General features: G+C 51.5%; 26 protein-coding genes and 1 other annotated feature. Of the genes, 25 read left to right on the forward strand and 1 reads right to left on the reverse strand.

The window, feature by feature from the left end; genetic code table 11:
* The first annotated feature begins 14 nt into the window (after positions 1–14).
* The 6 genes from mcsA (at position 15) to pssA (ending at position 7,746) form a co-directional block, all read left to right on the forward strand.
* A complete protein-coding gene (gene mcsA, locus ACFVSO_RS27895; RefSeq protein ID WP_387480002.1) occupies positions 15–533 on the forward strand; it encodes a protein-arginine kinase activator protein McsA in 519 nt (172 codons plus the stop codon).
* Between the two features lie 30 nt (positions 534–563).
* Positions 564–1,649, forward strand: coding sequence for a protein-arginine kinase McsB (gene mcsB / locus ACFVSO_RS27900; RefSeq protein WP_387480003.1), 1,086 nt, complete (start codon positions 564–566; stop codon positions 1,647–1,649).
* Positions 1,646–4,111: an ATP-dependent protease ATP-binding subunit ClpC gene (gene clpC / locus ACFVSO_RS27905; RefSeq protein WP_387480004.1), complete on the forward strand. Its 2,466-nt coding sequence runs from the start codon at positions 1,646–1,648 to the stop codon at positions 4,109–4,111. The genes mcsB and clpC overlap by 4 nt, the downstream gene beginning before the upstream one ends.
* 345 nt (positions 4,112–4,456) lie before the next feature.
* Positions 4,457–5,824, forward strand: a complete 1,368-nt coding sequence (gene radA, locus ACFVSO_RS27910) for a DNA repair protein RadA (RefSeq protein WP_387480005.1) — start codon at positions 4,457–4,459, stop codon at positions 5,822–5,824.
* An 11-nt stretch (positions 5,825–5,835) separates the two neighbouring features.
* The gene (gene disA / locus ACFVSO_RS27915) at positions 5,836–6,912 is read left to right on the forward strand and encodes a DNA integrity scanning diadenylate cyclase DisA (RefSeq protein ID WP_387480006.1); all 1,077 of its coding nucleotides are present in this window, start codon (positions 5,836–5,838) and stop codon (positions 6,910–6,912) included.
* An 87-nt stretch (positions 6,913–6,999) separates the two neighbouring features.
* On the forward strand, positions 7,000–7,746 hold the full coding sequence (gene pssA / locus ACFVSO_RS27920) for a CDP-diacylglycerol--serine O-phosphatidyltransferase (protein WP_387480007.1): 747 nt from the start codon (positions 7,000–7,002) through the stop codon (positions 7,744–7,746).
* Positions 7,747–7,841: 95 nt separating this feature from the next.
* Here the strand turns inward: pssA and ACFVSO_RS27925 are convergent, their stop codons facing one another.
* Positions 7,842–8,237 (reverse strand): nucleoside triphosphate pyrophosphohydrolase family protein, encoded by a 396-nt coding sequence (locus tag ACFVSO_RS27925; RefSeq protein WP_387480008.1) that lies wholly within the window; start codon positions 8,235–8,237, stop codon positions 7,842–7,844.
* 163 nt (positions 8,238–8,400) lie between these two features.
* Between ACFVSO_RS27925 and ACFVSO_RS27930 the strand changes: the two genes are divergently transcribed.
* The 19 genes from ACFVSO_RS27930 to rpoB all read left to right on the forward strand — a co-directional run bounded on the left by ACFVSO_RS27930 (position 8,401) and on the right by rpoB (position 26,825).
* Positions 8,401–9,498, forward strand: coding sequence for a PIN/TRAM domain-containing protein (locus ACFVSO_RS27930; RefSeq protein ID WP_387480009.1), 1,098 nt, complete (start codon positions 8,401–8,403; stop codon positions 9,496–9,498).
* 147 nt (positions 9,499–9,645) lie between these two features.
* The gene (gene ispD, locus ACFVSO_RS27935; protein ID WP_387480010.1) at positions 9,646–10,350 is read left to right on the forward strand and encodes a 2-C-methyl-D-erythritol 4-phosphate cytidylyltransferase; all 705 of its coding nucleotides are present in this window, start codon (positions 9,646–9,648) and stop codon (positions 10,348–10,350) included.
* A gap of 1 nt (position 10,351) precedes the next feature.
* The gene (gene ispF, locus ACFVSO_RS27940; protein WP_387480011.1) at positions 10,352–10,828 is read left to right on the forward strand and encodes a 2-C-methyl-D-erythritol 2,4-cyclodiphosphate synthase; all 477 of its coding nucleotides are present in this window, start codon (positions 10,352–10,354) and stop codon (positions 10,826–10,828) included.
* A 431-nt stretch (positions 10,829–11,259) separates the two neighbouring features.
* On the forward strand, positions 11,260–12,720 hold the full coding sequence (gene gltX, locus ACFVSO_RS27945; protein ID WP_387480012.1) for a glutamate--tRNA ligase: 1,461 nt from the start codon (positions 11,260–11,262) through the stop codon (positions 12,718–12,720).
* 473 nt (positions 12,721–13,193) lie between these two features.
* The gene (gene cysE, locus ACFVSO_RS27950) at positions 13,194–13,856 is read left to right on the forward strand and encodes a serine O-acetyltransferase (RefSeq protein WP_387480013.1); all 663 of its coding nucleotides are present in this window, start codon (positions 13,194–13,196) and stop codon (positions 13,854–13,856) included.
* The gene (gene cysS / locus ACFVSO_RS27955; RefSeq protein WP_387480014.1) at positions 13,853–15,271 is read left to right on the forward strand and encodes a cysteine--tRNA ligase; all 1,419 of its coding nucleotides are present in this window, start codon (positions 13,853–13,855) and stop codon (positions 15,269–15,271) included. The genes cysE and cysS overlap by 4 nt, the downstream gene beginning before the upstream one ends.
* On the forward strand, positions 15,268–15,852 hold the full coding sequence (locus ACFVSO_RS27960) for a Mini-ribonuclease 3 (protein WP_387480015.1): 585 nt from the start codon (positions 15,268–15,270) through the stop codon (positions 15,850–15,852). Before cysS ends, ACFVSO_RS27960 begins: the two co-directional genes overlap by 4 nt.
* A gap of 508 nt (positions 15,853–16,360) precedes the next feature.
* Entirely contained in the window at positions 16,361–17,116 is a 756-nt protein-coding gene (gene rlmB / locus ACFVSO_RS27965) for a 23S rRNA (guanosine(2251)-2'-O)-methyltransferase RlmB (RefSeq protein ID WP_387480016.1), read from the forward strand.
* 2 nt (positions 17,117–17,118) lie between these two features.
* A complete protein-coding gene (locus ACFVSO_RS27970; protein WP_387480017.1) occupies positions 17,119–17,643 on the forward strand; it encodes an NYN domain-containing protein in 525 nt (174 codons plus the stop codon).
* 180 nt (positions 17,644–17,823) lie between these two features.
* On the forward strand, positions 17,824–18,477 hold the full coding sequence (gene sigH / locus ACFVSO_RS27975; protein WP_387480018.1) for an RNA polymerase sporulation sigma factor SigH: 654 nt from the start codon (positions 17,824–17,826) through the stop codon (positions 18,475–18,477).
* A gap of 298 nt (positions 18,478–18,775) precedes the next feature.
* Positions 18,776–18,925: a 50S ribosomal protein L33 gene (rpmG, locus tag ACFVSO_RS27980; RefSeq protein ID WP_082967189.1), complete on the forward strand. Its 150-nt coding sequence runs from the start codon at positions 18,776–18,778 to the stop codon at positions 18,923–18,925.
* A gap of 18 nt (positions 18,926–18,943) precedes the next feature.
* The gene (secE, locus tag ACFVSO_RS27985; RefSeq protein WP_116050280.1) at positions 18,944–19,153 is read left to right on the forward strand and encodes a preprotein translocase subunit SecE; all 210 of its coding nucleotides are present in this window, start codon (positions 18,944–18,946) and stop codon (positions 19,151–19,153) included.
* A gap of 24 nt (positions 19,154–19,177) precedes the next feature.
* Positions 19,178–19,711 carry a transcription termination/antitermination protein NusG gene (gene nusG / locus ACFVSO_RS27990; protein WP_028609672.1) on the forward strand — a complete coding sequence of 178 codons (534 nt, stop codon included), beginning with the start codon at positions 19,178–19,180 and terminating at the stop codon, positions 19,709–19,711.
* A gap of 58 nt (positions 19,712–19,769) precedes the next feature.
* The gene (gene rplK / locus ACFVSO_RS27995) at positions 19,770–20,195 is read left to right on the forward strand and encodes a 50S ribosomal protein L11 (protein ID WP_387480019.1); all 426 of its coding nucleotides are present in this window, start codon (positions 19,770–19,772) and stop codon (positions 20,193–20,195) included.
* Between the two features lie 126 nt (positions 20,196–20,321).
* A complete protein-coding gene (gene rplA, locus ACFVSO_RS28000) occupies positions 20,322–21,014 on the forward strand; it encodes a 50S ribosomal protein L1 (protein WP_387480020.1) in 693 nt (230 codons plus the stop codon).
* Positions 21,015–21,034: 20 nt separating this feature from the next.
* Positions 21,035–21,195: a sequence feature (ribosomal protein L10 leader region), on the forward strand.
* A 57-nt stretch (positions 21,196–21,252) separates the two neighbouring features.
* Entirely contained in the window at positions 21,253–21,756 is a 504-nt protein-coding gene (gene rplJ, locus ACFVSO_RS28005; RefSeq protein ID WP_387480021.1) for a 50S ribosomal protein L10, read from the forward strand.
* An 89-nt stretch (positions 21,757–21,845) separates the two neighbouring features.
* Positions 21,846–22,208, forward strand: a complete 363-nt coding sequence (gene rplL, locus ACFVSO_RS28010; protein ID WP_387480022.1) for a 50S ribosomal protein L7/L12 — start codon at positions 21,846–21,848, stop codon at positions 22,206–22,208.
* A gap of 127 nt (positions 22,209–22,335) precedes the next feature.
* Positions 22,336–22,932, forward strand: a complete 597-nt coding sequence (locus ACFVSO_RS28015) for a class I SAM-dependent methyltransferase (RefSeq protein WP_387480023.1) — start codon at positions 22,336–22,338, stop codon at positions 22,930–22,932.
* 347 nt (positions 22,933–23,279) lie between these two features.
* The gene (rpoB, locus tag ACFVSO_RS28020) at positions 23,280–26,825 is read left to right on the forward strand and encodes a DNA-directed RNA polymerase subunit beta (protein WP_387480024.1); all 3,546 of its coding nucleotides are present in this window, start codon (positions 23,280–23,282) and stop codon (positions 26,823–26,825) included.
* The last annotated feature ends 63 nt before the right edge of the window (positions 26,826–26,888 follow it).

Consider the following 26,888-nt stretch of genomic DNA (forward strand, 5'->3'; position numbering starts at 1 on the left):
AAGGGGGACGTGTTTTGTTCTGCCAAGAATGCGGCAAGAGGCCGGCTACGCTTCATTTTACGAAAATTGTGAATGGCGAAAAGACGGAGTTCCATATTTGCGAAAGCTGCGCCCGCGAGAAGGGCGAAGGCATTCCAGGCACACCGAACAGCTTCTCCATTCATAGTCTTCTCTCCGGATTGCTTGACTTCAATTCGCCGGGAACCACAACGCCTCAGTCAGCGCCGCAGACGGTACGCTGTGAGGAGTGCGGACTGACGTATGCGCAGTTCAGCAAGATTGGCCGCTTCGGCTGCAGCTCATGCTACAGCGCGTTCGCCGACCGGCTTGATCCGCTGCTCAAGCGCGTGCACAGCAGCACGACACATAGCGGCAAGATTCCGAAGCGATCCGGCGGGCAGATTCAATGCAAGCGGGAGATTGAGCAGCTCAGGAAGGATATGCAGACTTATATTGAACAAGAGGAATTCGAGAACGCGGCAGAGCTTCGGGATCGCATACGCGAGCTGGAGCGGAAGATAGCGGAACTGTAGACATAGCTAAGACGTAAAGGAGTGAGCCTGTTGACGAAGCATCGATTCTCAGAAGATGCGCTCAGCGATTGGATGAGGGGCGCAGGTCCCGATTCTGACGTGGTCATTAGCAGCAGAGTGCGTGTTGCGCGCAACTTGCGGCATCAGCCGTTTCCGATGCTGGCGACGAGTGAGCAAGCGACGGAAGTGCTGAATCAGCTTGCCGAAGTAAGCCAAACCGGGCAACTGGACGCGTACGGCCGCTTCGATACAATACTGCTCTCCGATCTTAGCGAGCTGGATAAGCGAGTGCTCGTCGAGAAACATCTCATCAGTCCGAATCTGGCTAATGAGTCGCGCGGAGGCGCCGTCATCCTGAGTGAGGACGAAGCGGTGAGCATCATGATTAACGAAGAAGACCATTTGCGCATCCAATGTTTGTATCCCGGATTTCAGATCGGCGAGGCATGGACGTTGGCGAGCGGAATTGACGATATATTCGAGGAAGCGGCAGATTACGCGTTCGATGAGAAGCGCGGCTATCTAACAACTTGTCCGACTAACGTCGGCACAGGCATACGTGCATCCGTCATGATGCATCTGCCGGCATTAGTATTGACGCAGCATATTAACCGGATCCTGACGGCGGTTACGCAGGTCGGTTTGGCGGTTAGAGGGTTGTATGGGGAAGGCAGCGAGGCGCTGGGCAATCTGTTCCAAATCTCCAATCAGACGACGCTAGGGCAGTCAGAGGATGAGATCATCGAGAACCTGCATGGTGTCGCGAAGCAAATTATCGAGCATGAGCGTGCAGCGCGGAAGCGGCTGTTGGAGGAATCGCGAATCAGGATTGAAGACCGTGTGAGAAGATCGTACGGCATTCTGTCCCACGCAGCGATTATGGATTCCAAGGAAGCTGCGCAGCGTCTGTCGGATGTCAGGCTCGGAGCAGATCTCGGTCTGCTGAAGGATGTAACGCCGCAGGTGCTCAATGAGCTGCTTGTAATGACCCAGCCCGGTTTTCTCCAGCAGGCTTTCAACGAGAAGATGAATGCTGAGCAGCGGGATTACCGCAGAGCGGAGCTTATACGAAGCCAATTAAGCGGCAAAAATGATCATGGGGGTGTAGAACAATGATGTTTGGAAGATTCACGGAACGTGCGCAGAAAGTACTGGCACTGGCACAAGAAGAAGCGGTTCGTCTTGGACATAACAATATCGGTACGGAGCATATCTTGCTGGGCTTGATTCGCGAAGGGGAAGGCATTGCAGCCAAGGCGCTGACGGGACTTGGTCTTGGACTGGAGAAGATTCAGGATGAAGTCGAGGCGCTGATCGGACGCGGACAGGAACAGCCGAACAATATCGCTTACACGCCAAGAGCGAAGAAGGTCATCGAGCTGTCGATGGACGAAGCAAGAAAGCTTGGCCATACCTATGTTGGCACAGAGCATATTCTGCTTGGTCTCATCCGTGAAGGCGAAGGTGTGGCGGCGCGTGTGCTGAACAATCTTGGCATCAGCTTGAACAAAGCCCGCCAGCAAGTCCTTCAATTGCTGGGCAGCAGCGAGGCGGTATCAAGCAATCACGGTTCGCAAGCGAATGTAAGCACGCCTACGCTGGATGGACTCGCGAGAGACCTGACAGCTTACGCGAAGGAAGGCAATCTCGATCCGGTTATCGGACGCAGCAAAGAAATCGAGCGTGTAATTCAGGTGTTGAGCCGCCGGACAAAAAACAACCCGGTACTCATCGGTGAACCTGGCGTTGGTAAAACAGCGATTGCGGAAGGATTGGCCCAGAAGATTATCAACAATGAAATTCCGGAGACGCTGCGTGACAAACGCGTCATGACGCTGGATATGGGTTCTGTCGTTGCTGGTACGAAGTATCGCGGCGAGTTCGAGGACCGTCTCAAAAAAATCATGGATGAAATTCGTCAAGCGGGCAACATCATCCTATTCATCGACGAACTGCATACGCTGATCGGCGCAGGCGGAGCAGAAGGTGCAATCGACGCCTCCAATATTCTGAAGCCGTCGCTTGCACGCGGCGAGCTGCAGTGCATCGGTGCGACAACGCTGGATGAATACCGCAAATATATCGAGAAGGATGCCGCGCTGGAACGTCGTTTCCAACCGATTACGGTAGACCAGCCGTCTGTCGAAGAAGCCATTCAAATATTGCATGGTCTTCGCGATCGCTATGAAGCGCATCACCGCGTGAAAATTACGGATGAGTCTATCGAGCAAGCTGTGAAGTTGTCCGACCGCTACATTACGGATCGCTTCCTTCCCGACAAAGCCATTGATTTGATCGACGAAGCCAGCTCTAAAGTAAGATTGAACTCGTATACCGTTCCGCCTAATCTGAAGCAGCTGGAGAATCGCCTGGAGGATATCCGCAAGGAGAAGGACGCGGCGGTTCAAAGCCAGGAATTCGAGAAAGCGGCAGCGCTTCGCGATACGGAGCAGAAGATCAGGGAAGAGCTGGACGTAACCAAGAATCAGTGGAAAGAGAAGCAGGGCCGTACCGACTCCGAGGTTACACCGGAGGATATCGCTCAGGTCGTAGCGAGCTGGACCGGAATTCCGGTTAGCAAGCTGGCGGAAGAGGAGACGGAGCGTCTGCTGAAGATGGAATCCATTCTTCACGACCGCGTTATCGGTCAAGAAGAAGCGGTGAAATCTGTATCCCGTGCGATCAGACGCGCCAGAGCGGGTCTGAAAGATCCGAAGCGTCCAATCGGTTCCTTTATCTTCCTTGGCCCGACGGGCGTAGGTAAGACGGAGCTGGCTCGTGCGCTCGCGGAAGCGATGTTTGGCGACGAGAATGCGGTTATTCGTATCGATATGTCGGAATACATGGAGAAACATTCGACGTCCAGACTCGTAGGCGCTCCTCCGGGATATGTCGGCTACGAAGAAGGCGGCCAGTTGACCGAGAAGGTTCGCCGCAAGCCTTACTCTGTGGTGCTGCTCGATGAGATTGAGAAGGCGCATCCGGAAGTATTCAACATCTTGCTGCAAGTGTTGGAAGACGGCAGATTGACTGATTCCAAAGGGCGCGTCGTAGACTTCCGCAATACACTGATCATTATGACGTCGAACGTCGGCGCTGATCAGATCAAGAAGAACTCATCCCTGGGCTTTACAGCCGTACAGGATGCAGGCCGCGACTTCGCAGTTATGAAAGACAAAGTCATGGCAGAGCTGAAGAAGAGCTTCCGTCCGGAGTTCCTCAACCGGATTGACGAGACGATCGTCTTCCATTCGCTGGGCGAAGAGCATATTGCTCAGATCGTAACGCTGATGTCCGACGAGCTTCGCAAGCGTCTGCGTGAGCAGGAAGTGGATTTCTCGCTCACCGATACGGCGAAGGCATTCCTCGCGAAAGAAGGCTACGATCCGCAATACGGCGCACGTCCGCTGCGCCGGGCAATCCAGAAGCATATCGAGGACCGTCTGTCCGAGGATCTGCTGATGGGACTGATTCAGAAGGGCGACTCCTTCGTGATCGACTTGAAGGACGGCGGGCTTGTCGTCAACAAGTCGCAGAAGGAGCCTGCTCAAGAGGAAGAGTCGGCGACCAAATCATAAGAAGTGAAGCGAAATCTCGGCAGCTTAGGCTGTCGGGATTTTTTTGTGAAATTTAGTTGCTCCATAAGCTATAAGGATAGCTGGATTCGGGAACAGTCCTTTATAATCTTGCCGGATTATTGTTTATTTAGTTGAAATAACAAGCCCAAGCGCATGCTTATGACATGGGCTAATTTGCGTGTTTTAAAGTTTATAGAACTGGAGTATTTAACCGATAATGATGGCAATGGAGTGGCGAGGGGTTATAATAGAGTAGATCCAACTTTTTTCTTGAATAATGTACCTTTATAGGATGGGAATATAATGGTAAACTTTAATTATGAGAATTGTTAAAAGGAGTTCGGGATGGCCAAAATAAAACTGAAGTTCGTATGCACCGAATGCGGCACCGAATCACCGAAGTGGCTGGGAAAATGCCCGGGCTGCCAAGCCTGGAACACCATGGTGGAGGAGAAGGAGACCGTCGTTAAGACGAAAGGCGTCGGCTTATCGTCGATCCATACGAAAGAAAAACCTCAATCCATCATACATATAGAGAGTGGGCAAGAACCGCGAATCGAGACACGCATGTTGGAGCTGAATCGTGTGCTTGGAGGCGGGGTTGTGCCGGGCTCGCTTATTCTCGTCGGCGGAGATCCAGGCATCGGCAAGTCCACGCTGCTGCTTCAGACTTCGCATGCGCTTGCGGTGAAGGGACTGAAGGTTCTCTACATATCTGGAGAGGAATCCGTACGGCAGACAAAGCTGCGTGCCGATCGGCTTGGTGCGCTTACGGAAACGCTTTATGTATTGTGCGAGACGAATATGGAGCAAGTTAACGATGCCATCGAATCAGTTCAGCCCGACTTCCTGGTCATCGACTCCATTCAGACGGTCTATGACCCCAGAGTGGAATCTGCTCCAGGCAGCGTCTCGCAGGTGCGTGAATGTACCGCCCACTTCATGCGTGTTGCCAAGATTAAGGGGATTGCGACCGTGCTGGTGGGACACGTAACGAAGGAAGGCGCTATTGCCGGACCAAGGCTTCTCGAGCATATGGTTGACTGCGTCTTATACTTTGAGGGTGAGCGGCATCATACGTACCGTCTGCTGCGCGCGGTTAAGAACCGGTTCGGCTCGACGAACGAAATTGGCATCTTCGAGATGGGAGAGGAAGGGCTGCGGGAAGTATCGAATCCTTCGGAGCTCTTCTTGTCGGAGAGGCCGCTTGGCGTATCCGGCTCCACTGTAGTCGCGAGCATGGAAGGGACCAGACCGGTGCTGGTGGAGCTGCAAGCGCTTGTGGCTACGACGAATTTCCCTTCGCCACGACGGATGTCGACGGGCATCGACCATCATCGGATGGCCTTGATTATTGCGGTACTGGAGAAACGGAACGGGATGTTTCTTCAGACGCAGGACGCTTACCTGAATGTAGCGGGAGGCGTCAAACTTGATGAACCGGCGGTAGATCTCGCAGCAGCGGTTAGTCTGGCATCCAGCTTCCGGGATGCGCCGACGAAGCCGTATGATGTCATCTTCGGTGAAGTAGGCTTGACTGGCGAGGTCAGAGCCGTGTCCCGTGCGGAACAGCGGGTGAAAGAGGCCGAGAAGCTCGGCTTCAAACGAGTCATTATGCCGGAGAAAAGCCTGAAGGGCTGGAAAGCTCCGAACGGCATCGAAATTATCGGAGTTGGCACGGTAGCGGAAGCACTTAAGGCAGCGCTTGGATAGGGGGGCATCACATGAAAGAACCGACACAGCAGGAAGTCATGAATCAGCTTTTGCAATTAGTTGCGCCAGGCACCCCTTTTCGTGAAGGGTTAGAGAATGTGCTCAGAGCCAAAACAGGCGCTCTAATCGTGGTAGGATACAGTCCCGAAGTCATGGAAGTCGTCGATGGCGGCTTCTCCATCAATTGCGATTTTTCACCCAACTATCTATACGAGCTTGCGAAGATGGACGGCGCAATCATTATGAGCGAGGATATGAGACGCATTTTGTACGCCAACACCCAGCTCATTCCGAACAGCTCTATCCCGTCCATTGAGACGGGAATCCGTCACCGGACAGCGGAGCGGGTCGCGAAGCAGACGGGCAAGCTGGTCGTATCCATCTCACAACGACGCAATATTATTACGTTGTACCAGGGTAATCTGCGTTATTCACTGAAGGATATAGGCGTTATTCTGACGAAAGCGAATCAGGCGATTCAAACATTGGAGAAATACAAGGCTGTTTTGACGCAGTCCTTTACGAATCTGTCTGCACTGGAGTTCGAGGAGCTCGTTACCTTGCAGGAAGTGGCCCACGTCATTCAGCGCGTGGAGATGGTGCTGCGCATTAAGATGGAAATCAATCGTTATGTGAATGAACTTGGCACGGAAGGCCGTCTGATCAGCATGCAGATGGATGAGCTGGTTGGCGGAGTTGAAGAAGATGGCTGGTTCTTATTGAAGGATTATGCGAAAGATAACTCGGACGAGAAAATTCGCGAAATCCGCAATGGATTGAAGAAGCTCAGCTCGGAGGAACTCCTCGATGCGACGCCGGTCGTGCGTCTGATTGGTTATCCGCACACGAATAATATGGCTGATGAATCGGTATCGCCTCGCGGCTACAGATTGCTTAATAAAATTCCGAGACTGCCATTTATTATTATGAATAATTTGGTTGAACGCTTCCAGAGACTGCCCCATATTCTGATGGCTACCATCGAGGAACTGGACGAAGTGGACGGAATTGGAGAGGTACGGGCACGGGCGATTAAGGACGGACTGCGCCGTATCCAAGAGCAGATGTTTATTGACAGGCAAATTTAAATCCCATACAATTGATAGAATGTGTTCCAAACTTTATTGAGCTGTGCAGCTTCATAATTGGGGCATAGTAGAGAAGAGGTGGAATAGATGATCGCAAAATCGATACCGAGCCTTCTCACGGTTGGTAACTTATTTCTTGGCGTCATCGCCATTATTCTGGTATTCAACGAGAAACCTGCGTTGGCCGCGATGATGGTATTAATCGCTATGCTGCTTGACGGCGTGGACGGACGGGTCGCGCGAGCACTAAATGCCCAAAGCGAATTCGGCAAAGAGCTGGATTCTTTGTCAGATGTCATCTCTTTCGGAGTGGCGCCGGCTTTTATTATGTATGTTGTCGCTTTTCAGGACTTAAGTCCTGCGCTTGCTTGGACCGCAACCGCATTATTCCCGATCTGCGGAGCGCTGCGCTTAGCGCGGTTTAATGTCATTACAAGCAATACCGGCTATTTCATCGGACTTCCGATTCCTGCAGCCGGAGGCGTACTGGCGACTTTGGCCTTATTCAAAGAAGATATTCCGATTTCTGTCTTGCTTACGAGCACACTCGTTCTGGCCCTCTTGATGGTCAGCACGATTCGATATCCGAATTTCAAGAAAGTAGGCATTCCGCGCAGCGCCGTATGGGTCGTTCCGATCATCGTGGTCGTATCCGTCATTCTGGGGCTGCTGTTCGAGAGCCAATTGTCCAAAATCCTGTTCATTCCGCTCTTGCTGTATGCACTCTACGGTCTAAAAAAAAACGTTGACCGTCGTCTGCCGAAACGGTTCCGCAAGCGCGACAAGGCACAGGAGCCAACCGAAGAACCGGTTAAATCCGAAAAGCCGGCTTAGTCCGGCACCTATGAAAAAGAACGTTCCGCAGTCCTTCTTGGGCGGGAACGTTCTTTTTCTTTGTTATGTCGAAGTCATATGTTCTCTTGGAGTGTCTAAGTAAGATTGAACAGGCCAAGCGTCGAGCACTTGTCGTATTCGTCGGCGACTACTTCGTCGAGCTGGATCTGAAGCAGATTACACAGAGCGGTCATATAAAACAAGTTTCGTCCAAGCTCGCTCTTCAGCACCTCGTTGCAATGTTCGCACAGCGAACCCGCCAAATGACTCTCCAGCGTTTCTTTCGCATCTTGCAAATTCGATTCATCGGAATACTGCTGCTTGCGGGCATTCAATTCGATACAACCACAGTCCGTTACGGCTTTCGTAACCGCGCGGTTTACGGATGCGCCGGATTGTCCTAGCTTGGACAACACGTCCAGCAAACTGCGATGTCGCAGAAGGAGCTCTGATACTTGCTGCTGGAACTGATCCAATGTTGGAGCATTCATGGATTCCACCTCATTCACCCACCTTGAGTAGAAGTAATCTCTTTACCTATTATAAACCTCCGGGACATTGTTTTCCACAAGACATAAGATATTGAACATTTTGCCTATTGCCACGATTAGGTCGTGCAAGATTTGATCATAATTGTAATGGAGGTGAACCATTATGGTTAGACGAATGATACAGTTAATCGGATTATTGTTTGGCGGAATGGCTGGTAGTGAGGTTTACAAATGGGTGAATGGCTCGGCCGTGTGGACAAGCTCTTCATTTGGCATGCTGCAGCAATCCGGCACTTATTACATGAATGTAGGAATAGGAGCCTTGTTCGGCGTAATCGCTGCAACGATTCTAGCGCGTCCGGCCATCCGGTATATGCAAAGGGGGGTCGAGCTGACATCAGAGATGCCGCTAAGACAGCTGTTTGCCGGAGCCGGAGGCTTGCTGAGCGGGTTGCTGCTGGCCGTGCTGCTTTATCCGGCGGTATCAGGCTTCGAGAGCGTAGGCGCATTGCTGCCAGCGATGATGGCGCTGGTATTCGGATACTTGGGCTTGCGCATCGGTCTATCTAAGCAAGAAGAGATTGCCGAGGGTTTCCAGCAGCTTGCCGAAAGTCGCCGCACGGTTCCAGTGCAGGATCAGTCGGGAACGTATGAGGAGCATAAAATCCTGGATACAAGCGTCATTATTGACGGCCGGATTGCGGATATTTGCAAAACAGGCTTTATCGAGGGAACGCTGGTCATACCGGAGTTCGTGCTGGAAGAGCTGCAGCATATTGCGGATTCTTCGGACCTGCTGAAGCGTAACCGCGGCCGCAGAGGTCTCGATATTCTGAATAAGATTCAGAAGGAGCTCGACGTGAAGGTGCTGATCTACGAAGGAGATTTCGAAGAGATCGGTGAGGTGGACAGCAAGCTTGTGAAGCTGGCGAAAGCGCTTAGCGGCAAGGTTGTGACCAATGACTTTAATTTGAACAAAGTGTGTGAATTGCAGGGCGTCTCCGTTCTGAACATCAACGATCTTGCCAATGCCGTCAAGCCGGTCGTATTGCCGGGTGAAGAAATTATCGTTCAAGTGATCAAGGATGGCAAGGAGCACGGGCAGGGCGTTGCGTATCTGGATGACGGCACGATGATCGTTGTAGAAGGCGGCCGTGATTACATCGGAACGACGATGGAGGTGCTCGTGACGAGTGTGCTGCAGACGTCTGCGGGCCGAATGATATTTGCCAAGCCGAAGCTGTTGGAAAAAGCGCTGTAACGAGGTATGATAGTACTATTGTACTTGGGATGAGCTAGTATGCGCAGGTGCGCGACAGAGCTGATCCAGCAGCGCGTATCGAACGGATGCCGGGTGAGAGATGGCAGGGCCGTCTGCGCCTGACAACAGTTCAAGGCGGGTTGAAGCATGGAAGAGAAGTGGGGCGTCGTCATCGTAGCGGCCGGACGCGGCACGCGCATGGGGACGAGCGAAAGTAAACAATATTTGCACTTGGCGAACAAGCCAATTCTGGTTCATACGCTGGAGCTGTTCCAGCGGCTGAGCTTTGTGAATGAAATTTCCTTAGTTGTAGGAGCCGATGATATCGAACGATGCCAGTCGTGGGTGCGTGAATATGGCATCTCCAAGGTGACCGCCGTGCTTGGCGGGGGACAGGAGAGACAGCATTCCGTTCTGCGCGGTCTCGAGCAGCTGACGTCGGACTGGGTGATGGTGCATGACGGCGTGCGTCCTCTTGTAATGGAGGCCGCGGTGGAGAACTGCTGTAGAACCGCGCTTGCGGGCGGAGCAGCCGTTCTTGCCGTGCCGGTGAAGGATACCATCAAGCAGGTGGACCAAGGCGGCGTCATCGTCTCGACACCGGATCGCAGAAGCTTGTGGGCGATACAAACCCCGCAGGCTTTTCGGCGTGTATTGCTGCTGGAGGCTCATAGGCGGGCTTCGGAGGAAGGTTTTCTAGGCACTGACGATGCTATGGTCGTGGAGCGAATGGGCGCTCCCGTTACCGTGGCAGAAGGGGATTACACGAATATTAAGATTACGACGCCTGACGATTTGCCGTATGCGGAGTTTCTGCTGGGGCAGCGAAGGACGGAGAGAGGGGAAGCATGACATGATTCGAATTGGACAAGGGTTTGACGTACATCAATTGGTGGAAGGCCGCCCGTGCATTATAGGAGGCGTAACCATTCCATATGAGAAAGGGCTGCTCGGTCATTCCGATGCGGACGTATTGCTGCACGCGATCTCCGATGCGATATTGGGGGCGCTTGGACTTGGCGATATCGGCAAGCATTTTCCCGATACGGATGAGGCTTATAAGGATGCGGATAGCCTGAAGCTGCTGGAACGGGTATGGGAGCTGGTGAAGGAACGCGGCTATAAGCTGGGCAATATCGACTCTACGATCATCGCGCAGCGTCCGAAGATGCTGCCTTACATTCCACAGATGGCGGAGGTTATTGCCAAGGCGCTGGAAGCCGACATCTCGCAGGTGAACGTCAAAGCGACGACAACCGAGCAGCTTGGCTTCGCCGGCCGGGGCGAAGGCATTGCCGCACAATCGGCTGTGCTGTTGGTGAAGGCATAGACGTAGGTTGCCTCTTGCATCGCGCAGATGTTCTCCCGAGTGAAAGCGTCTTTAGGTGATCTAGTCGAGGGGATGATCAGCGTTGCGAGAAACGGCTAAATCGCGAAAACGACGTCGCAGGACGGATTAGTGTTGCCAGAAACTCTTAATCGACCAGTTGCAGCTAAATGGAGCCAAATCGTGTTGTATAGAACGCCAAAATCACTCAATATGCGACATAGCCTGCTATAGCGCTGCCTAGCATATAGAAAGTAGATTGGCAGTAGTGAATGCAGAGTAGTATTATTGAAAAAACGTTTAGCTCATTGCGGTGAGAAACGGTGAACTTATCATACTTTCATACAAGATGAATCTTGCATCCATATTATCTGGATGGAGCCAGTAACAGTTAGAGTAATCGTTAACGTGCTATAACTTAAGGAGGAAAAACGATGACAGCAGAAGTACGCGTTCGTTACGCGCCGTCGCCAACGGGTCATTTGCATATCGGCAATGCCAGAACGGCCTTATTCAACTATCTGTTCGCCAGAAATCAGGGCGGTAAATTTATTATCCGCATTGAGGATACCGATGTGAAACGCAATGTAGCAGGTGGTGAAGAGAACCAGCTGACTTACCTGAAGTGGCTCGGTATCGATTGGGATGAAAGCATCGACGTGGGCGGAGGTTACGGTCCTTACCGCCAGACGGAACGTCTGGATATTTATCGCGAGTACTGGCAGGAGCTGCTTGATCGCGGTCTTGCGTACCGTTGCTACTGCACGGAAGAAGAGCTGGAGAAAGAGCGTGAGGAGCAGACTGAGCGCGGCGAGACTCCGCGTTACTCCGGCAAGCACCGCAATCTGACGCCTGAGCAGCAGCAGGCTTTCGAAGCGGAAGGCCGTGTGGCCAGCGTTCGTTTCCGTGTGCCGGAAGGCAAAACATACGTTTTTGACGATATGGTGAAGGGCTCGATCAGCTTCGATACAACGGAGATGGGCGACTTTGTCATCGTGAAGAAGGATGGGATCCCGACATATAACTTTGCCGTGGTGCTGGATGATCATTTGATGAAAATCAGCCATGTGCTGCGAGGTGAAGACCATATCTCCAACACGCCGCGCCAGCTTATGATCTATGAAGCTTTCGGCTGGGAACCGCCGGTATTCGCACATATGACCCTGATTGTAAACGAAAATAAGAAAAAGCTGAGCAAGCGCGACGAATCCATCATCCAGTTCATTGAGCAGTACGATGACCTTGGTTATTTGCCTGAAGCGCTGTTCAATTTCATTACGCTGCTGGGCTGGTCGCCGGAGGGCGAGCAAGAGATGTTCACCCGCGACGAACTGGTGGCTGTGTTTAACTCCAATCGTCTGAGCAAAAGCCCAGCCGTATTCGATACGCAGAAGCTTAGCTGGATGAACGGCGAATATATGAAAAAAGCGGATCTGGCCCGCGTCGTTGACCTCAGTCTGCCTCATCTGCAACAAGCAGGCTGCATTCCAGATACGCTGGATGCAGAGGGAAGGGAATGGGTCACAGCGCTGGTGGCGCTTCACCAGGACAAGCTCCGCTTTGCAGCGGATATCGTTCCAGTAACGGAGCTGTTCTTCCGCGAGACGGTAGCGGACGAGGAAGAAGCTGCTGTGGTGCTGGCGGAAGAGCAAGTTCCAACGGTTTTGAGCCAATTTCTGGCGTTGTTAGAGGCTAAAGCTGCTCCATTCACTGCGGACGGCATCAAAGAAATGATCAAGACGGTCCAAAAGGAAACGGGCTTCAAAGGCAAGGCGTTGTTCATGCCGATCCGCGCAGCTTTGACAGGCCAGACGCATGGTCCGGATCTGAACCAATCCATTGCGCTTCTGGGTGAGCCGAAAGTAATCGCTAGATTGAAGGCACGTCTGGGCTAATTATATTCAAGTGTGCTTGTCGCGGGCTGAACTTTTGCATGGAATGCTTGCACTTTTTTTGCGATTCGGTATACTATGACTATCAATAAGATGAATCGGCCATGAACAGGAAAAGTACGTTAGCTGTGGATTCGCAGAGAGGACAACCGTCATTCGAATCACTCATTTAGAGATTGGAATGGGGCTGAAAGTTGTCTAGTCCGCTTGAACGGAAATATGCACCTGGGAGCCTTGTTCCGAGCTGTTGTCTCATCGGTACTCACCGACGGATGGCAGGGTAGGCGACAACGTAAAGTCTGCGTTAAAGACGTGAAGATGTGCAGCCGTCGGCTATATAGCCGATCGTGTTGTTCAAGCAGAGTGGAACCGCGAGAAGACGCCTCTGCAGCTTAATGCTGCAGGGGCTTTTTATTATTTTGCGGTAGAGAGATAGCAAGGGATAGGTTTGGCAGCTTTGAAGGGAGAGGTCATCCATGTTTCGCCATTTTCGCTCAGACGTGCAGACGGTTTTCGAAAACGACCCCGCCGCACGCAGCCGGTTTGAAGTCATTTTTACGTATTCGGGCGTCCATGCCATATGGGCCCACCGCATCGCGCATTCACTCTACAGAAGGAGATGGTTCACGCTTGCGCGTGTGATCTCCCAGGTCAGCCGGTTCATGACCGGCATCGAGATTCATCCCGGCGCCAGAATCGGGAATCGTTTGTTCATCGACCATGGAATGGGCGTTGTTATCGGCGAAACTTGCGAAATTGGGGACGACGTTGTCATCTACCAAGGGGTAACTCTTGGCGGAACGGGGAAGGAAAAAGGTAAGCGGCATCCTACAATTGGCAATAATGTGGTTATCGGCTCCGGGGCGAAGGTGCTTGGCTCTTTCACAGTCGGGGACAATTCCAGCATTGGCTCCAATGCGGTCGTGCTAAGGGAAGTGCCGGATAATTGCACGGTCGTCGGCAATCCGGGACGTGTGGTTCGGCGCAACGGAGAACGGGTGGGTGACCGCCTCGACCATACGCAGCTGCCTGACCCGGTGATCGAGATGTTCCGGGCGATGCAGAAAGAAATGGATGGGCTCAAATCCGAGCTCGATGAAATGAAGCTTACGAAAGCGGGAGGAGAAGTCAAGTCATGACAGTTTCCATCTATAATTCGCTCACACGTTCGAAAGAGAGCTTCCAGCCAATCGAACAGGGCAAGGTCAATATGTATGTGTGCGGACCAACGGTCTATGACTATATTCATATCGGGAATGCAAGACCGATCATTTTCTTTGACGTTGTACGTCGATATTTGGAGGATACCGGACTTGAAGTGCAGTATGTCGTGAACTTTACGGACGTGGATGATAAGCTGATCCGCAAAGCCGACGAGCTTGGTGCGACCGTGCCGGAAGTAGCGGAGAAATTCATTGGCGCGTTCTATGAGGACATTGAGGCGCTGGGCGTTCGCAAGGCGACGCTTAATCCGCGTGTAACGGAACATATTCCGGAGATCATAGCGTTTATTGCCGGCTTGGTGGAGAAAGGCTATGCTTATGCAAGTGAAGGCGATGTGTACTTCCGGACGGCTTCGTTCGAGGATTACGGCAAGCTTTCGCATCAGAATATCGATGAGCTTCAGTTCGGCATACGCGTAGAGCTTGGAGACCGCAAGGAAAATCAGGGCGATTTCGTCCTGTGGAAAGGCGCAAAACCGGGCGAGATCAAATGGGATAGCCCCTGGGGACCGGGTCGTCCGGGCTGGCATATTGAGTGCTCGGCGATGGCGCGCAAATATTTGGGCGATACACTCGACATTCATGGCGGCGGTCATGATCTGCAGTTCCCGCATCATGAGTGCGAAGTGGCGCAATCGGAATCGCTGACGGGCAAGCCGTTTGCGAACTACTGGATGCATAACGGTTTCGTTCATATCAATAATGAGAAAATGTCCAAGTCGCTGGGCAATGGCATTACGGTCAAAGAGATTGTGAAACAGGTGAAGCCGCAAGCGATTCGCTACTTCATGCTGGCTACCCACTACCGCAGCCCGCTGAATTTCAGCGATGATACGATTGCCCAAGCGGAGAACAGCATTGAGCGGATCGCGAATTGCTACGACAATTTGAAGCATAGGCTGGATGCAGCTGACGGCGCAGAAGCTGCTTCTACAGCGGATGTGCTTGATGCATTGCGCTCCAAGCTTGCGAGTATTCAGGCGCAATTCCATGCGAAGATGGAAGATGATTTCGGCACTCCGGATGCGATCACGGCTTTGTTCGAGCTGGTCACAGAGGCGAACGTATATATGCAGGATCAGCATGCGCCGGTTGAAGGCATCAAGCTGCTGGTTGAAGCGTTCGACAAGCTGGACAATGTGCTGGGGCTTCTGCCTGCTGCGTCTGGTGATGATTTGTTGGACGAAGAAATCGAAGGGCTGATTGTGGAGAGAACGGAAGCGCGCAAGTCGAAAAACTGGGCACGCGCCGATGAAATCCGCGATTTGCTGAATGAGAAAAACATCGTGCTTGAGGATACGCCTCAAGGCATCCGTTGGCGGCGCAAATGATGCGCCCCTTGGAGGAAGACGCGGGCAAGACGTTTGGGCGTGAAGAGGATGTCGGTTCGGAGCTTACGGCAACTGAGTCGGACGCAATCCCGAATCGAATTACAGAAGAGCAGAGTGCTGCATCAGACGCGGTAGCTTCGGCTTCGGAGAGCAAGGCTGGCTTGGAGCTAGCGTCGTTCAACCCGTTGGCATTGCACAAGCCTTCGGTGAAGACCGGACTTGTGAACCCCGTCGTTCTGGCTTATATGGGAGACGCGGTGTTCGAGCTGCTGGTGCGCCAATATTTGATTTCATTGCCGAACAACAAGTCGCATCATCTTCACAAAGAAGCGACTAAGCTGGTATCGGCTAAAGCTCAAAGGGAGTTGCTGGAGCGTTGGCAGCCTCATCTCAGCGAAGAAGAAGCGGATATCGTTCGCCGCGGACGCAACACCAAATCCGGCGCTCCGCCGAAAAATGCGGACCCTGCCGATTATCGGCATGCAACCGCGCTGGAATGTCTGGTTGGTTACCTCTATTTTGAGGGACGGCTGGATCGGCTCGGGGAATTGTTCCATATTGCTCTATCGGAGCGGGAGTAGACCAGAACTAGGCACTAGCTTGTATGAGGTTGGAGCAGGATGGAGTTTGGCGGCGCGGAGTTTAAGCCGATGAAGCCGGATTTGCTGGAGGGATATGATAGATCGATCAAACCGACTTAAAAGAGTCGAAAGTGTGCTGAGTAGCGCGGTAGGTCGATCAAACCGACTTAAATGAGTCGAAAGTGTGTTGAGTCGCGCACTAGGTCGATCAAACCAACTTAAAATAGTCGAAAGTGTGCTGAGTGGCGCACTAGGTCGATCAAACCGACTTAAAAGAGTCGAATGTGTCTCAACAGGTGCACTAGGTCGATCAAATCGACTTAATCCCGTACCAAGCGCCTAATTCGCCCACAAGTCGGCAAAACCAACATCGAATGATGCAAGAACCAGCAGGATGGGTAATCATTAAGATAAACAATGACTCATTTGGCCTAATTGCGGGCGATGCATCATCGCTCTTGATTAGGTTCGCATACATCAAAGAACGTACAATGACAGGAGGGCAATTATGTCCGTAGAAGTGAATCAGGATGAGCTTATTGCCGGCAAGCATCCGGTGCTTGAGGCTCTGCGCTCCGGGCGCGAAATCAACAAAATATGGATCGCTGAGGGCTCGCAAAAAAGCGTAACACAGTCAATCACAGCTGAAGCCAAGAAACAGGGTATTGTCGTCCAGTTCGTGGACAAGCGCAAGCTCGACAGCATGGCGCAAGGCGTGGCGCATCAAGGCGTTATCGCGCAAGCAGCGGCCTTTGCTTATGTGGAAGTCGAGGAGCTGCTGGAGATCGCGAAGAGCAAGGACGAGACACCGTTCCTGCTCCTGCTCGATGAGATCGAAGACCCGCATAACCTGGGCTCCATTCTCCGTACGGCGGAATGCACTGGCGTCCATGGCGTGATTATTCCGAAGCGCCGGGCAGCTGGATTGACGGCAACGGTGCTGAAGACGTCCGCAGGCGCGGCTGAGCATGTGCCGGTCGCTCGTGTGACCAACCTGGCGCAGACGATCGAGAAGCTGAAGGAAGCGGGCGTCTGGATTGCAGGAACTGACGTAAGTGCGAAGCAGGACGTCTACAAAACAAAATTCGATATGCCGCTGGCGATCGTTATTGGCAACGAAAGCAAGGGCATGGGACGTCTGATCAAAGAGAAATGTGACTTTCTCGTGAAGCTTCCTATGCTGGGACAGCTCAACTCCTTGAACGCGTCCGTTGCCGCGGGCGTGCTTATGTATGAGGTTGTCAGGCAGCGCCGGAGTGAATAGGCATGAATCGGCGCAATGACGTCCTGCTTGTGGACGGCTATAATATCATTGGAGCTTGGCCGGAGCTGGAGAAGCTGAAGGAGCTTGATCTGGAAGACGCCAGGGACAAGCTCCTTGATATGCTGGCGGACTATCAGGGCTTCACGGGCATGCAAGTGTATGTTGTCTTTGATGCTCATCAGGTTCCGGGACTCGGATCGACATTCAAGCAGCATAAGCTGACTATTGTCTATACCAAGGAGAAGGAGACGGCGGACGAATGCATTGAGAGGCTGTGTAACGAGCTGATTGCACGGCGGCGCAACCTCTATGTTGCTACGTCCGATTTGGTGGAGCAGCATGTCGCCTTCGGCAAAGGCGCGCTCCGTATATCCGCCAGGGAACTCCTGATTGATATTGGTCAGAACCGGAAAGCCATCGAGCAGTCCATTCGGGAAGAGAAGCCTCAGAAGCGCAACTCGGTGGATCAGAATATAAGTCTCGATGTGTGGAGCAAGCTCGAACGATTGCGAAGAGGCGAAAAATAATAAAAACCAGGTATTGGTGAACCGCTTTCACAGAGTGCCACATTGTTACATTTTTGCTATAAAATCGATAGTTTTCGGGACTCTCCTTGGTTGACGGTGTAAGGTTACATAATGTATACTGACTCTATATTTCCTAAGAATCTAGCGCGGTGTACGCCTGGCAGGCCGGAGGGATAGTGTGTGAGTATCGACCTCAAAGAATGGAGTACGCTCGAATATGAAAGCAGTACGGACGAAGATATCGTAGAGGCGGTCCGTAACGGCGACAGCGTAGCGCTGGAATATCTGATTAACAAGTATAAGAATTTTGTGAGAGCCAAGGCCCGTTCGTACTTCTTGATCGGCGCCGACCGCGAAGATATCGTGCAAGAAGGCATGATTGGCCTGTACAAAGCCATTCGGGATTTCAAGGGCGACAAGCTTGCTAGCTTCAAGGCCTTTGCCGAATTGTGCATCACGAGGCAGATCATTACCGCGATTAAGACCGCGACACGCCAGAAGCATATTCCTCTCAATTCTTATGTTTCGCTGGACAAGCCTATCTACGACGAAGATTCCGACCGGACTTTGCTTGATGTGATATGCGGCACGCGAGTGTCCGATCCTGAGGAGCTTATCATTAACCAAGAGGAATTCGTAGGGCTGGAGGACAAGATGTCCGAGATTCTAAGCGATCTCGAACGGAAGGTTCTTATGCTTTATCTGGACGGACGATCCTATCAAGAGATTGCAGTCGATCTCGATAGACATGTGAAGTCGATCGACAACGCTTTGCAGCGCGTGAAGCGCAAGCTTGAGCGATACCTGGAAGTGCGGGATATCGGCGGGGTATAAGATGCATCTGACAACGGACTGTCTTTTCTGTCTGACGTTTTTCAGGCAGTGAAGACAGTCCATTGGTTTTAAAAGAAAAGGTTTCGACTATACTGGTAGAATCCAATTTCGAACCAAGATGCCAATTATTCGCATGCCGAACGGCTCCCTTCTTTCGTTGACACGAGGTATGCCTTGTGATAAAGTGTTTAGGTAGGCCTAAATTCGAGGTTTTTTTCGTATTGGCGATTGGAATCAATGAACTTACTATATAGCTTCAATGATTCGTATTTTTAAGCAGTTCGGGAGGTGTAATTCAATGCGGGTAATCATCACGTTGGCATGCACAAACTGCAAACAGAGAAACTATGCTACGACCAAGAACAAGCGCAATCACCCCGACCGCATCGAGTTGAAGAAGTTTTGCAAGTTCTGTAACGAGCAGACTCCTCATCGCGAGACGCGATAGTCCATTGGAGGTGTAACAATGGCTTTTTTGACGAAGGTGAAGCAGGGCTTTGGTACGACGTTTAGTTTTTTTGCCGACAGCTGGGCGGAACTGAAGAAGGTTCGCTGGCCGAATCGTAAAGAGTTGACAAGCTATTCCCTGATCGTTCTGTTCACGGTAATAGTTGTGACGATTTACTTCTGGCTTCTTGACATCGGGATCTCGGAATTGGTTCAGCTGATTGTCTAAGAAGGGACCAAAGGTGGATTATTGATGGAAAAAAGATGGTATGTCGTGCATACTTACTCTGGCTATGAGAACAAGGTGAAAGCCAATCTGGAGCGCAGGGTTGAGTCCATGGGCATGGAAGACAAGATCTTCCGCGTGCTCGTTCCAATGGAGGACGAAGTGGTGGAGAAGGACGGGAAGAAGAAAACTGTCCAGCGCAAGGTCTACCCCGGCTACGTTCTTGTGGAAATGGTTCAAACCGACGATTCGTGGTACGTTGTTCGGAATACGCCAGGTGTAACGGGATTCGTAGGATCGACAGGATCCGGCTCCAAACCGACTCCTTTGCTGCCTGATGAAGTGGAACAAATTCTGAAGCACATGGGTATGGAAGAGCCGAAGCCGAAGATCGAATTCGAACTCAAAGAGACTGTTCGCGTCAAGGTAGGTCCTTTTGCGGACTTTGTCGGATCAGTGGAAGAAATTCTGCTGGACAAAGCGAAGCTTAAGGTTCATGTCAACATGTTTGGCAGGGAAACCCCGCTTGAGCTGGATTACACTCAAGTGGAGAAGATATAACAATCCGGTTTCCGGAGCAGGCAATGCGCTTGTATATCAAGGCAAGGAGGTGTGAGTCATGGCAAAAAAGGTCATCAAGATGGTCAAACTGCAAGTTCCAGCAGGTAAAGCAAACCCAGCGCCACCAATCGGTCCGGCACTAGGTCAAGCAGGCGTTAACATTATGGCGTTCTGTAAAGAGTTCAACGCTCGTACTGCGGATCAGGCAGGTCTGATTATTCCAGTCGTGATCACTGTATTCGAAGACCGTTCCTTCACATTCGAGACGAAAACTCCGCCGGCAGCAGTATTGCTCCGCGTAGCAGCAGGTATCGAGAAGGGTTCGGGCGAACCGAACAAGAAGAAAGTCGCAACGGTAAAACGCGATAAAGTTCGCGAAATCGCTGAGACAAAAATGCAAGACCTTAACGCAGCTACCGTAGAGGCAGCAATGCGTATGGTTGAAGGTACTGCTCGCAGCATGGGCGTAACCATCGTTGACTAATTTCGCTGTCTATTAGACAAGCGATTGGATGTCTTCGGACATCTCGCTTTGCGAAGCGTCGCTTCGCAAGTGGGAGGGTCATCCCTAGGAGGATGAGCCGTTATAACCACAAAGGAGGAACTTACAATGGCTAAACATGGCAAGAAATATGTAGAAGCTGCCAAGCTGATTGACAGCGAAGCAACTTACGAGCCTTCCGAAGCAATTGATCTTGTGAAGAAGGCGGCAACAGCTAAGTTCGACGAGTCCGTCGAAGTAGCGGTTCGCTTGGGCGTTGACCCACGTAAACAAGACCAAGCGGTTCGCGGCGTAGTCGTACTTCCGCATGGCACAGGTAAAACAAAACGCGTTCTCGTTTTCGCAAAAGGCGAAAAAGTGAAAGAAGCGGAAGCTGCTGGCGCTGACTTTGTTGGCGACGCAGACATGATCAACAAAATCCAACAAGGCTGGTTCGACTTCGACGTTTGCGTAGCAACGCCGGACATGATGGCTGAAGTTGGTAAGCTCGGCCGTATCCTGGGCGGTAAAGGCCTCATGCCTAACCCGAAAGCAGGTACTGTAACGTTTGACGTTGCAAAAGCCGTTCAAGAAATTAAAGCAGGTAAGATCGAGTACCGTCTGGACAAAGCGGGTCAAATCCACGCTCCAATCGGCAAAGTATCGTTCGACGCTGAGAAGCTGAACGAGAACCTGAAAGCTCTGATCGACGCTCTTCTTCGTGCGAAGCCAGCTTCGTCGAAAGGCGTTTACCTGAAAAACATTGCTGTTTCCTCCACAATGGGTCCTGGCGCTCGCGTCTCGACTGCAACGTTCCGCTAATCCGGATAGGAAACGCTACTAACATTCGAATACGCATACCGTAGACAGTAGGTGCCCGAAGGGCTTAATTTCCTACCGAGGTGTTATGATAAAACGTTTGGGAATGCGGCAGGTTAGCCTGCATGCAATCAACGACATCATGGCCTTCGCATCGTCTGCGAGGGCCTTTCTCATGCACCAGTGGAAAGGGATATCCGTCGTAATCACGGGATGTATAATATTACGGGAGGTGTACAGTTTGGCTAACGCAAAGATCATCCAAGAGAAACAAGAAGCGGTTGCTGTGATTCAATCGAAGTTGACTTCGAGCTCCAGCACGGTTATTGCCGACTATCGCGGATTGAACGTTGCGCAAGTTACTGAACTTCGTAAGCAGCTCCGCGAGGCGGGCGTTGATTTCCAAGTTCTGAAAAACTCGCTCGTTCGCCGCGCTACTGAAGGTACAGAATTTACGGCGCTTAATGATATTCTGACAGGACCTACTGCTGTTGCATTCAGCGGCGACGACGCTATTGCTCCAGCAAAAATCCTGAATGACTTCGCTAAGAAGAACGACGCTTTGAAATTGAAAGGCGGCGTTGTTGAAGGTAAAGTCGTAGATCAGGAACAAATCAAGGCTCTTGCAGAGCTTCCTTCTCGCGAAGGTTTGCTCTCCATGCTCCTCAGCGTGCTTCAAGCTCCAGTTCGCAACTTCGCCCTTGCGGTTAAAGCGGTTGGAGAGAAACAAGAAGCAGGCGCTTAATCACTTTTGTGGTATGACCGGGGTCGAACTTGCTTCGGCTTCGTAACTTGCATCAAACAAAAACTAAACCAATTTCGGAGGTATATACCATGTCTAAAGAGCAAATCTTGGAAGCAATTAAAGGTATGACTGTTCTTGAACTGAACGATCTTGTTAAAGCAATCGAAGAAGAATTCGGCGTAACTGCTGCAGCTCCAGTTGCAGCAGCAGCTGGCGGCGGCGCTGCTGAAGCTGCTGCTCAAACTGAGTTCGACGTTATCTTGACAAGCGCTGGCGCTTCCAAAATCAACGTTATCAAAGTGGTTCGCGAAATCACTGGTCTTGGCCTGAAAGAAGCTAAAGATCTGGTTGACGGCGCTCCTAAGGCAATCAAAGAAAAAGTTGGCGAAGAAGAAGCTAACGGCGTGAAAGCTAAGCTTGAAGAAGCTGGCGCTTCCGTTGAAGTTAAGTAATTTGACTTTACAACATGTCAGCATGGTTGGCTGATTGGCGAGCTTTGCTGAGGAACCCCTTAGAACCGCATGGTTTTAAGGGGTTCGTTGTATGTTATAGGGATTTATGCGTAAAGGAGGCGGAAGAATGTCTGGCCATTATTACTCCAAGACGCCAGAGGTGAATCATAACAGGCAGACTCATGCCGATTCGCTCAGAGGTTATCCGATGAAATTCGTCACGGATGCCGGTGTATTCTCCAAAACAGGTGTCGATTACGGGAGCAGAGTGCTAGTGGAGACGATGCAACTGCAAGAAGGCGACCTTGTGCTTGATGTAGGCTGCGGCTATGGTCCTATAGGACTAACGGCAGCCAAGCTGGTTGGCTCCGGGCATGTGACTATGATTGATATCAATGAACGCGCCGTCGAGCTATCCAAAGAAAATGCGATATTGAATAAGATTACGAATGTGACTGCTATTCAAAGCGACCTGTTCGAAGCGGTCAAGTCTGAGCGTTTCAACGTCATATTGACGAACCCTCCGATCAGGGCGGGGAAAGCGGTCGTTCATCAAATCTTTCAAGAAGGTTATCAATTATTGAAGGAAGGCGGCAGCATGTGGGTCGTCATTCAGAAGAAGCAAGGCGCACCATCCGCTATGGATAAGCTGGAAGAGATATTCGGAGAAGTGGAAGAAGTGACGAAGGACAAGGGCTATTGGATTCTGCGAGCGCAGAAATAAGCCCAAAAAAGATTTGACTTGACATTTTGAATATGGTAGTATTATAAAATGTCAGCATAAAATTGCTTGAAATCTCTTTAGTCAACTAAAATGTCAAGTGCAAATTTTTAGCGCGGAATGCATACTTTTGCATCATTTGACGTATAATGTTTACATTTTGGGCAAAATTACTTGATATGACACCATCGCACCCGCGCTGCGGATGGTAGCTGCCGGAAACATGCTCTTTTTTCGAACTATATTCGATAAGGGCTTTTCTTTATTTATCTATATAGGCGGGTGATGCCGTCTAGGGTAACGCAGCGAAGTATCGATGCTGTGAGACAGACATGAGGGGTGAGGTTAAGTTGGCAGGACAACTTGTTCAGTATGGTCGGCGGACGCGGAGAAGCTACGCTCGGATCAACGAGGTGCTGGAAGTCCCGAACCTGATTGAAATCCAACAAAAATCGTACGAGAAGTTCTTGGAGACCGATTTGATCGAGCTGTTCCAAGATATCTCGCCGATTTCGGACTTTACGGGTAATCTATCGCTTGAGTTTATCGATTATAGCTTGGGCGAGCCGAAATATTCGGTGGATGAATCAAAAGAGCGCGACGTGACGTATGCGGCACCGCTGCGCGTGAAGGTTCGTCTGTTCAATAAGGAAACGGGCGAGGTTAAGGAACAAGAAGTGTTCATGGGTGATTTCCCGCTGATGACGGAGACAGGCACGTTTATCATTAACGGTGCCGAGCGCGTTATCGTCAGCCAATTGGTTCGCTCCCCAAGTGTGTACTTCAGCACGAAGGTTGATAAGAACGGGAAGAAGACGTACACGGCTACAGTTATTCCGAACCGTGGCGCTTGGCTGGAGCTGGAGACAGATGCCAAGGACATTATTTACGTTCGTATTGACCGGACCCGGAAAATACCGGTAACGGTGCTTTTGCGTTCACTAGGCTTTGGCACAGACGCGGAAATTTTGGATTTGCTCGGCCATGACGAGTATATTCGCAACACACTGGACAAGGATAGCACGGATTCCACGGAGAAAGCGCTGATCGAGATCTACGAGCGTCTTCGTCCGGGCGAGCCTCCTACCTTGGACAATGCGAAGAGTCTCTTGGTCGCGCGTTTCTTTGACCCGAAACGATATGACCTGGCCAATGTCGGCCGTTATAAAATAAACAAGAAGCTGCATATCAAGAACCGTTTGTTCAATCAGCGTCTTGCCGAGAATCTGGTTGATCCGTCCACGGGCGAGATCATTGCAGAATCGGGTCAGATGATTGACCGTCGTTTGCTTGATGAAATTCTCGAAAAGCTTGAGACAGATGTAGGCTTCAAGACATACCATGTGGCTAACGGCGTGCTGGATGCTGATAGTATTCCACTACAAGCGATCAGTGTATTCTCGCCGCTAGACGATAACAAAGTAATTAAGGTTATCGCCAATGGCATTATCGACAAATCCGTCAAGCATATTACGCCTGCGGACATCATTTCGTCGATCAACTATTTCATCAACCTGCTGCATGGCGTTGGCAGCACGGACGATATTGACCACCTGGGCAACCGTCGTCTGCGCTCTGTCGGCGAATTGCTGCAGAACCAATTCCGTATCGGTCTATCCCGTATGGAACGTGTCGTACGCGAGCGGATGTCCATTCAGGACGCGAATGCGATCACGCCTCAAGCATTGATCAACATTCGTCCCGTTATCGCATCGATCAAAGAGTTCTTTGGTTCATCCCAGCTGTCCCAGTTCATGGATCAGACAAACCCGCTAGCGGAACTTACGCATAAGCGCCGTCTGTCCGCACTCGGACCTGGCGGTCTGACGCGTGAGCGCGCAGGCTTCGAAGTTCGTGACGTCCATCACTCTCACTATGGCCGTATGTGTCCAATTGAGACGCCAGAGGGTCCGAACATCGGTCTGATCAACTCCTTGTCTACGTTCGCCCGTATTAATGAATATGGCTTTATCGAAGCGCCGTATCGTTGGGTTGATCCGAAAACAGGAATTGTAACCGAGCAGATTGCTTATCTGACGGCAGATGAAGAAGACAACTACGTTATCGCTCAGGCGAATGCTCAGTTGACTGCTGACGCAAGGTTCGCAGAAGAGCAGACGATTGTCCGTTATAATAAACAGGCTGACAACATCCTCACCATGCCTAGCGACCGTGTTGACTACATGGACGTATCGCCTAAGCAGGTTGTATCGGTTGCAACGGCGCTCATTCCGTTCCTTGAGAATGACGACTCCAACCGTGCCCTGATGGGATCGAACATGCAGCGGCAGGCCGTTCCGCTTCTTATTCCGAAAGCGCCGTTCGTAGGCACAGGAATGGAGCATAAGGCGGCGAAGGATTCCGGCGTATGTATCGTCTCCAAGTATGACGGCGTCATTGAGCGCGCGTCTGCGAACGAGATCTGGCTGCGCCGCGTCGAGACGATCGACGGCAAGCAAGTAACCGGCGATCTGATCAAGCATAAGCTGCATAAGTTCATGCGTTCCAACCAAGGAACATGCATCAACCAACGTCCGCTTGTCCGCAAGGGCGATGTCATTAAGAAAGGCGACATTATGGCAGACGGTCCATCCACAGAGATGGGCGAATTGGCACTCGGACGCAACGTCGTCGTAGCCTTCATGACTTGGGAAGGTTACAACTACGAGGATGCCATCTTGCTTAGCGAGAAATTGGTGAAGGAAGATGTCTACACTTCCATTCACATTGAAGAATATGAATCCGAAGCCCGCGATACAAAGCTGGGACCTGAGGAAATTACACGCGATATCCCTAACGTGGGCGAAGAAGCGCTCCGCAATCTCGACGAGCGTGGCATTATCCGCGTTGGTGCCGAGATTAGCGCAGGGGACATTCTGGTTGGTAAAGTTACGCCGAAGGGTGTAACGGAGCTGACGGCTGAAGAGAGATTGCTCCATGCGATCTTCGGCGAGAAGGCTCGCGAAGTTCGCGATACGTCGCTGCGCGTACCGCATGGTACGGACGGCATCGTCGTAGACGTGAAGGTATTCACACGCGAGAATGGCGATGAGTTGCCTCCTGGCGTGAATCAACTGGTCCGCGCTTATATCGCTCAGAAGCGTAAAATCTCTGAAGGCGATAAAATGGCCGGACGTCACGGCAACAAGGGTGTTATTGCCCGTATCATGCCAGAAGAAGATATGCCGTTCCTGCCGGACGGAACGCCTGTTGAAGTCGTTCTGAACCCGCTGGGTGTACCTTCCCGGATGAATATCGGCCAGGCGCTCGAAGTTCACCTTGGCATGGCGTGCAAACACTTGGGCCTACATGCTGCAACTCCTGTATTTGACGGCGCTCGCGAGAACGACGTATTCGATACGATGGAAGAAGCAGGCATGCAGCGTAACGGTAAGACGGTTCTGTATGACGGACGTACAGGCGAGTCCTTCGAACGTGAAGTAACCGTCGGCGTCATGTACATGATCAAACTTGCCCACATGGTTGATGACAAAATCCATGCCCGTTCGACAGGTCCTTACTCGCTCGTTACGCAGCAGCCACTCGGCGGTAAAGCCCAGTTCGGCGGACAGCGCTTCGGTGAGATGGAGGTATGGGCGCTCGAGGCCTACGGTGCAGCTTACACGCTGCAAGAGATTCTTACGGTCAAATCCGACGACGTGGTCGGCCGCGTGAAGACGTATGAATCGATCGTGAAAGGCGAGAACGTTCCGGAGCCTGGCGTTCCAGAGTCGTTCAAAGTATTGATCAAAGAACTTCAAAGCTTGGGCATGGACGTGAAGATCCTGACCGAGAATGAAGAAGAGATCGAGATGAAAGAAATCGACGATGAAGATGAGGCAACTGGAGATAAGCTCAACCTCAACCTAGAAGGCGCAGAAGCAGGCGTTGAATAACAAGATGACTGAGCTTCAATCGGGAGCTGCTGCGGCGGCTCGCGATTGAAGTTCAGCTTCTGA

This window comes from Paenibacillus sp. NPDC057967, assembly GCF_042887015.1.
Lineage (GTDB): Bacteria > Bacillota > Bacilli > Paenibacillales > Paenibacillaceae > Pristimantibacillus.

Bases quoted from the DNA above. Each gene is read 5' to 3' on its own strand.
- clpC (WP_387480004.1), top strand. From the start codon at position 1,646: ATGATGTTTGGAAGATTCACGGAACGTGCGCAGAAAGTACTGGCACTG.
- radA (WP_387480005.1), top strand. From the start codon at position 4,457: ATGGCCAAAATAAAACTGAAGTTCGTATGCACCGAATGCGGCACCGAA.
- disA (WP_387480006.1), top strand. From the start codon at position 5,836: ATGAAAGAACCGACACAGCAGGAAGTCATGAATCAGCTTTTGCAATTA.
- pssA (WP_387480007.1), top strand. From the start codon at position 7,000: ATGATCGCAAAATCGATACCGAGCCTTCTCACGGTTGGTAACTTATTT.
- ACFVSO_RS27925 (WP_387480008.1), bottom strand. From the start codon at position 8,237: ATGAATGCTCCAACATTGGATCAGTTCCAGCAGCAAGTATCAGAGCTC.
- ACFVSO_RS27930 (WP_387480009.1), top strand. From the start codon at position 8,401: ATGGTTAGACGAATGATACAGTTAATCGGATTATTGTTTGGCGGAATG.
- ispD (WP_387480010.1), top strand. From the start codon at position 9,646: ATGGAAGAGAAGTGGGGCGTCGTCATCGTAGCGGCCGGACGCGGCACG.
- ispF (WP_387480011.1), top strand. From the start codon at position 10,352: ATGATTCGAATTGGACAAGGGTTTGACGTACATCAATTGGTGGAAGGC.
- gltX (WP_387480012.1), top strand. From the start codon at position 11,260: ATGACAGCAGAAGTACGCGTTCGTTACGCGCCGTCGCCAACGGGTCAT.
- cysE (WP_387480013.1), top strand. From the start codon at position 13,194: ATGTTTCGCCATTTTCGCTCAGACGTGCAGACGGTTTTCGAAAACGAC.
- cysS (WP_387480014.1), top strand. From the start codon at position 13,853: ATGACAGTTTCCATCTATAATTCGCTCACACGTTCGAAAGAGAGCTTC.
- ACFVSO_RS27960 (WP_387480015.1), top strand. From the start codon at position 15,268: ATGATGCGCCCCTTGGAGGAAGACGCGGGCAAGACGTTTGGGCGTGAA.
- rlmB (WP_387480016.1), top strand. From the start codon at position 16,361: ATGTCCGTAGAAGTGAATCAGGATGAGCTTATTGCCGGCAAGCATCCG.
- ACFVSO_RS27970 (WP_387480017.1), top strand. From the start codon at position 17,119: ATGAATCGGCGCAATGACGTCCTGCTTGTGGACGGCTATAATATCATT.
- rpmG (WP_082967189.1), top strand. From the start codon at position 18,776: ATGCGGGTAATCATCACGTTGGCATGCACAAACTGCAAACAGAGAAAC.
- secE (WP_116050280.1), top strand. From the start codon at position 18,944: ATGGCTTTTTTGACGAAGGTGAAGCAGGGCTTTGGTACGACGTTTAGT.
- nusG (WP_028609672.1), top strand. From the start codon at position 19,178: ATGGAAAAAAGATGGTATGTCGTGCATACTTACTCTGGCTATGAGAAC.
- rplK (WP_387480019.1), top strand. From the start codon at position 19,770: ATGGCAAAAAAGGTCATCAAGATGGTCAAACTGCAAGTTCCAGCAGGT.
- rplA (WP_387480020.1), top strand. From the start codon at position 20,322: ATGGCTAAACATGGCAAGAAATATGTAGAAGCTGCCAAGCTGATTGAC.
- rplL (WP_387480022.1), top strand. From the start codon at position 21,846: ATGTCTAAAGAGCAAATCTTGGAAGCAATTAAAGGTATGACTGTTCTT.
- ACFVSO_RS28015 (WP_387480023.1), top strand. From the start codon at position 22,336: ATGTCTGGCCATTATTACTCCAAGACGCCAGAGGTGAATCATAACAGG.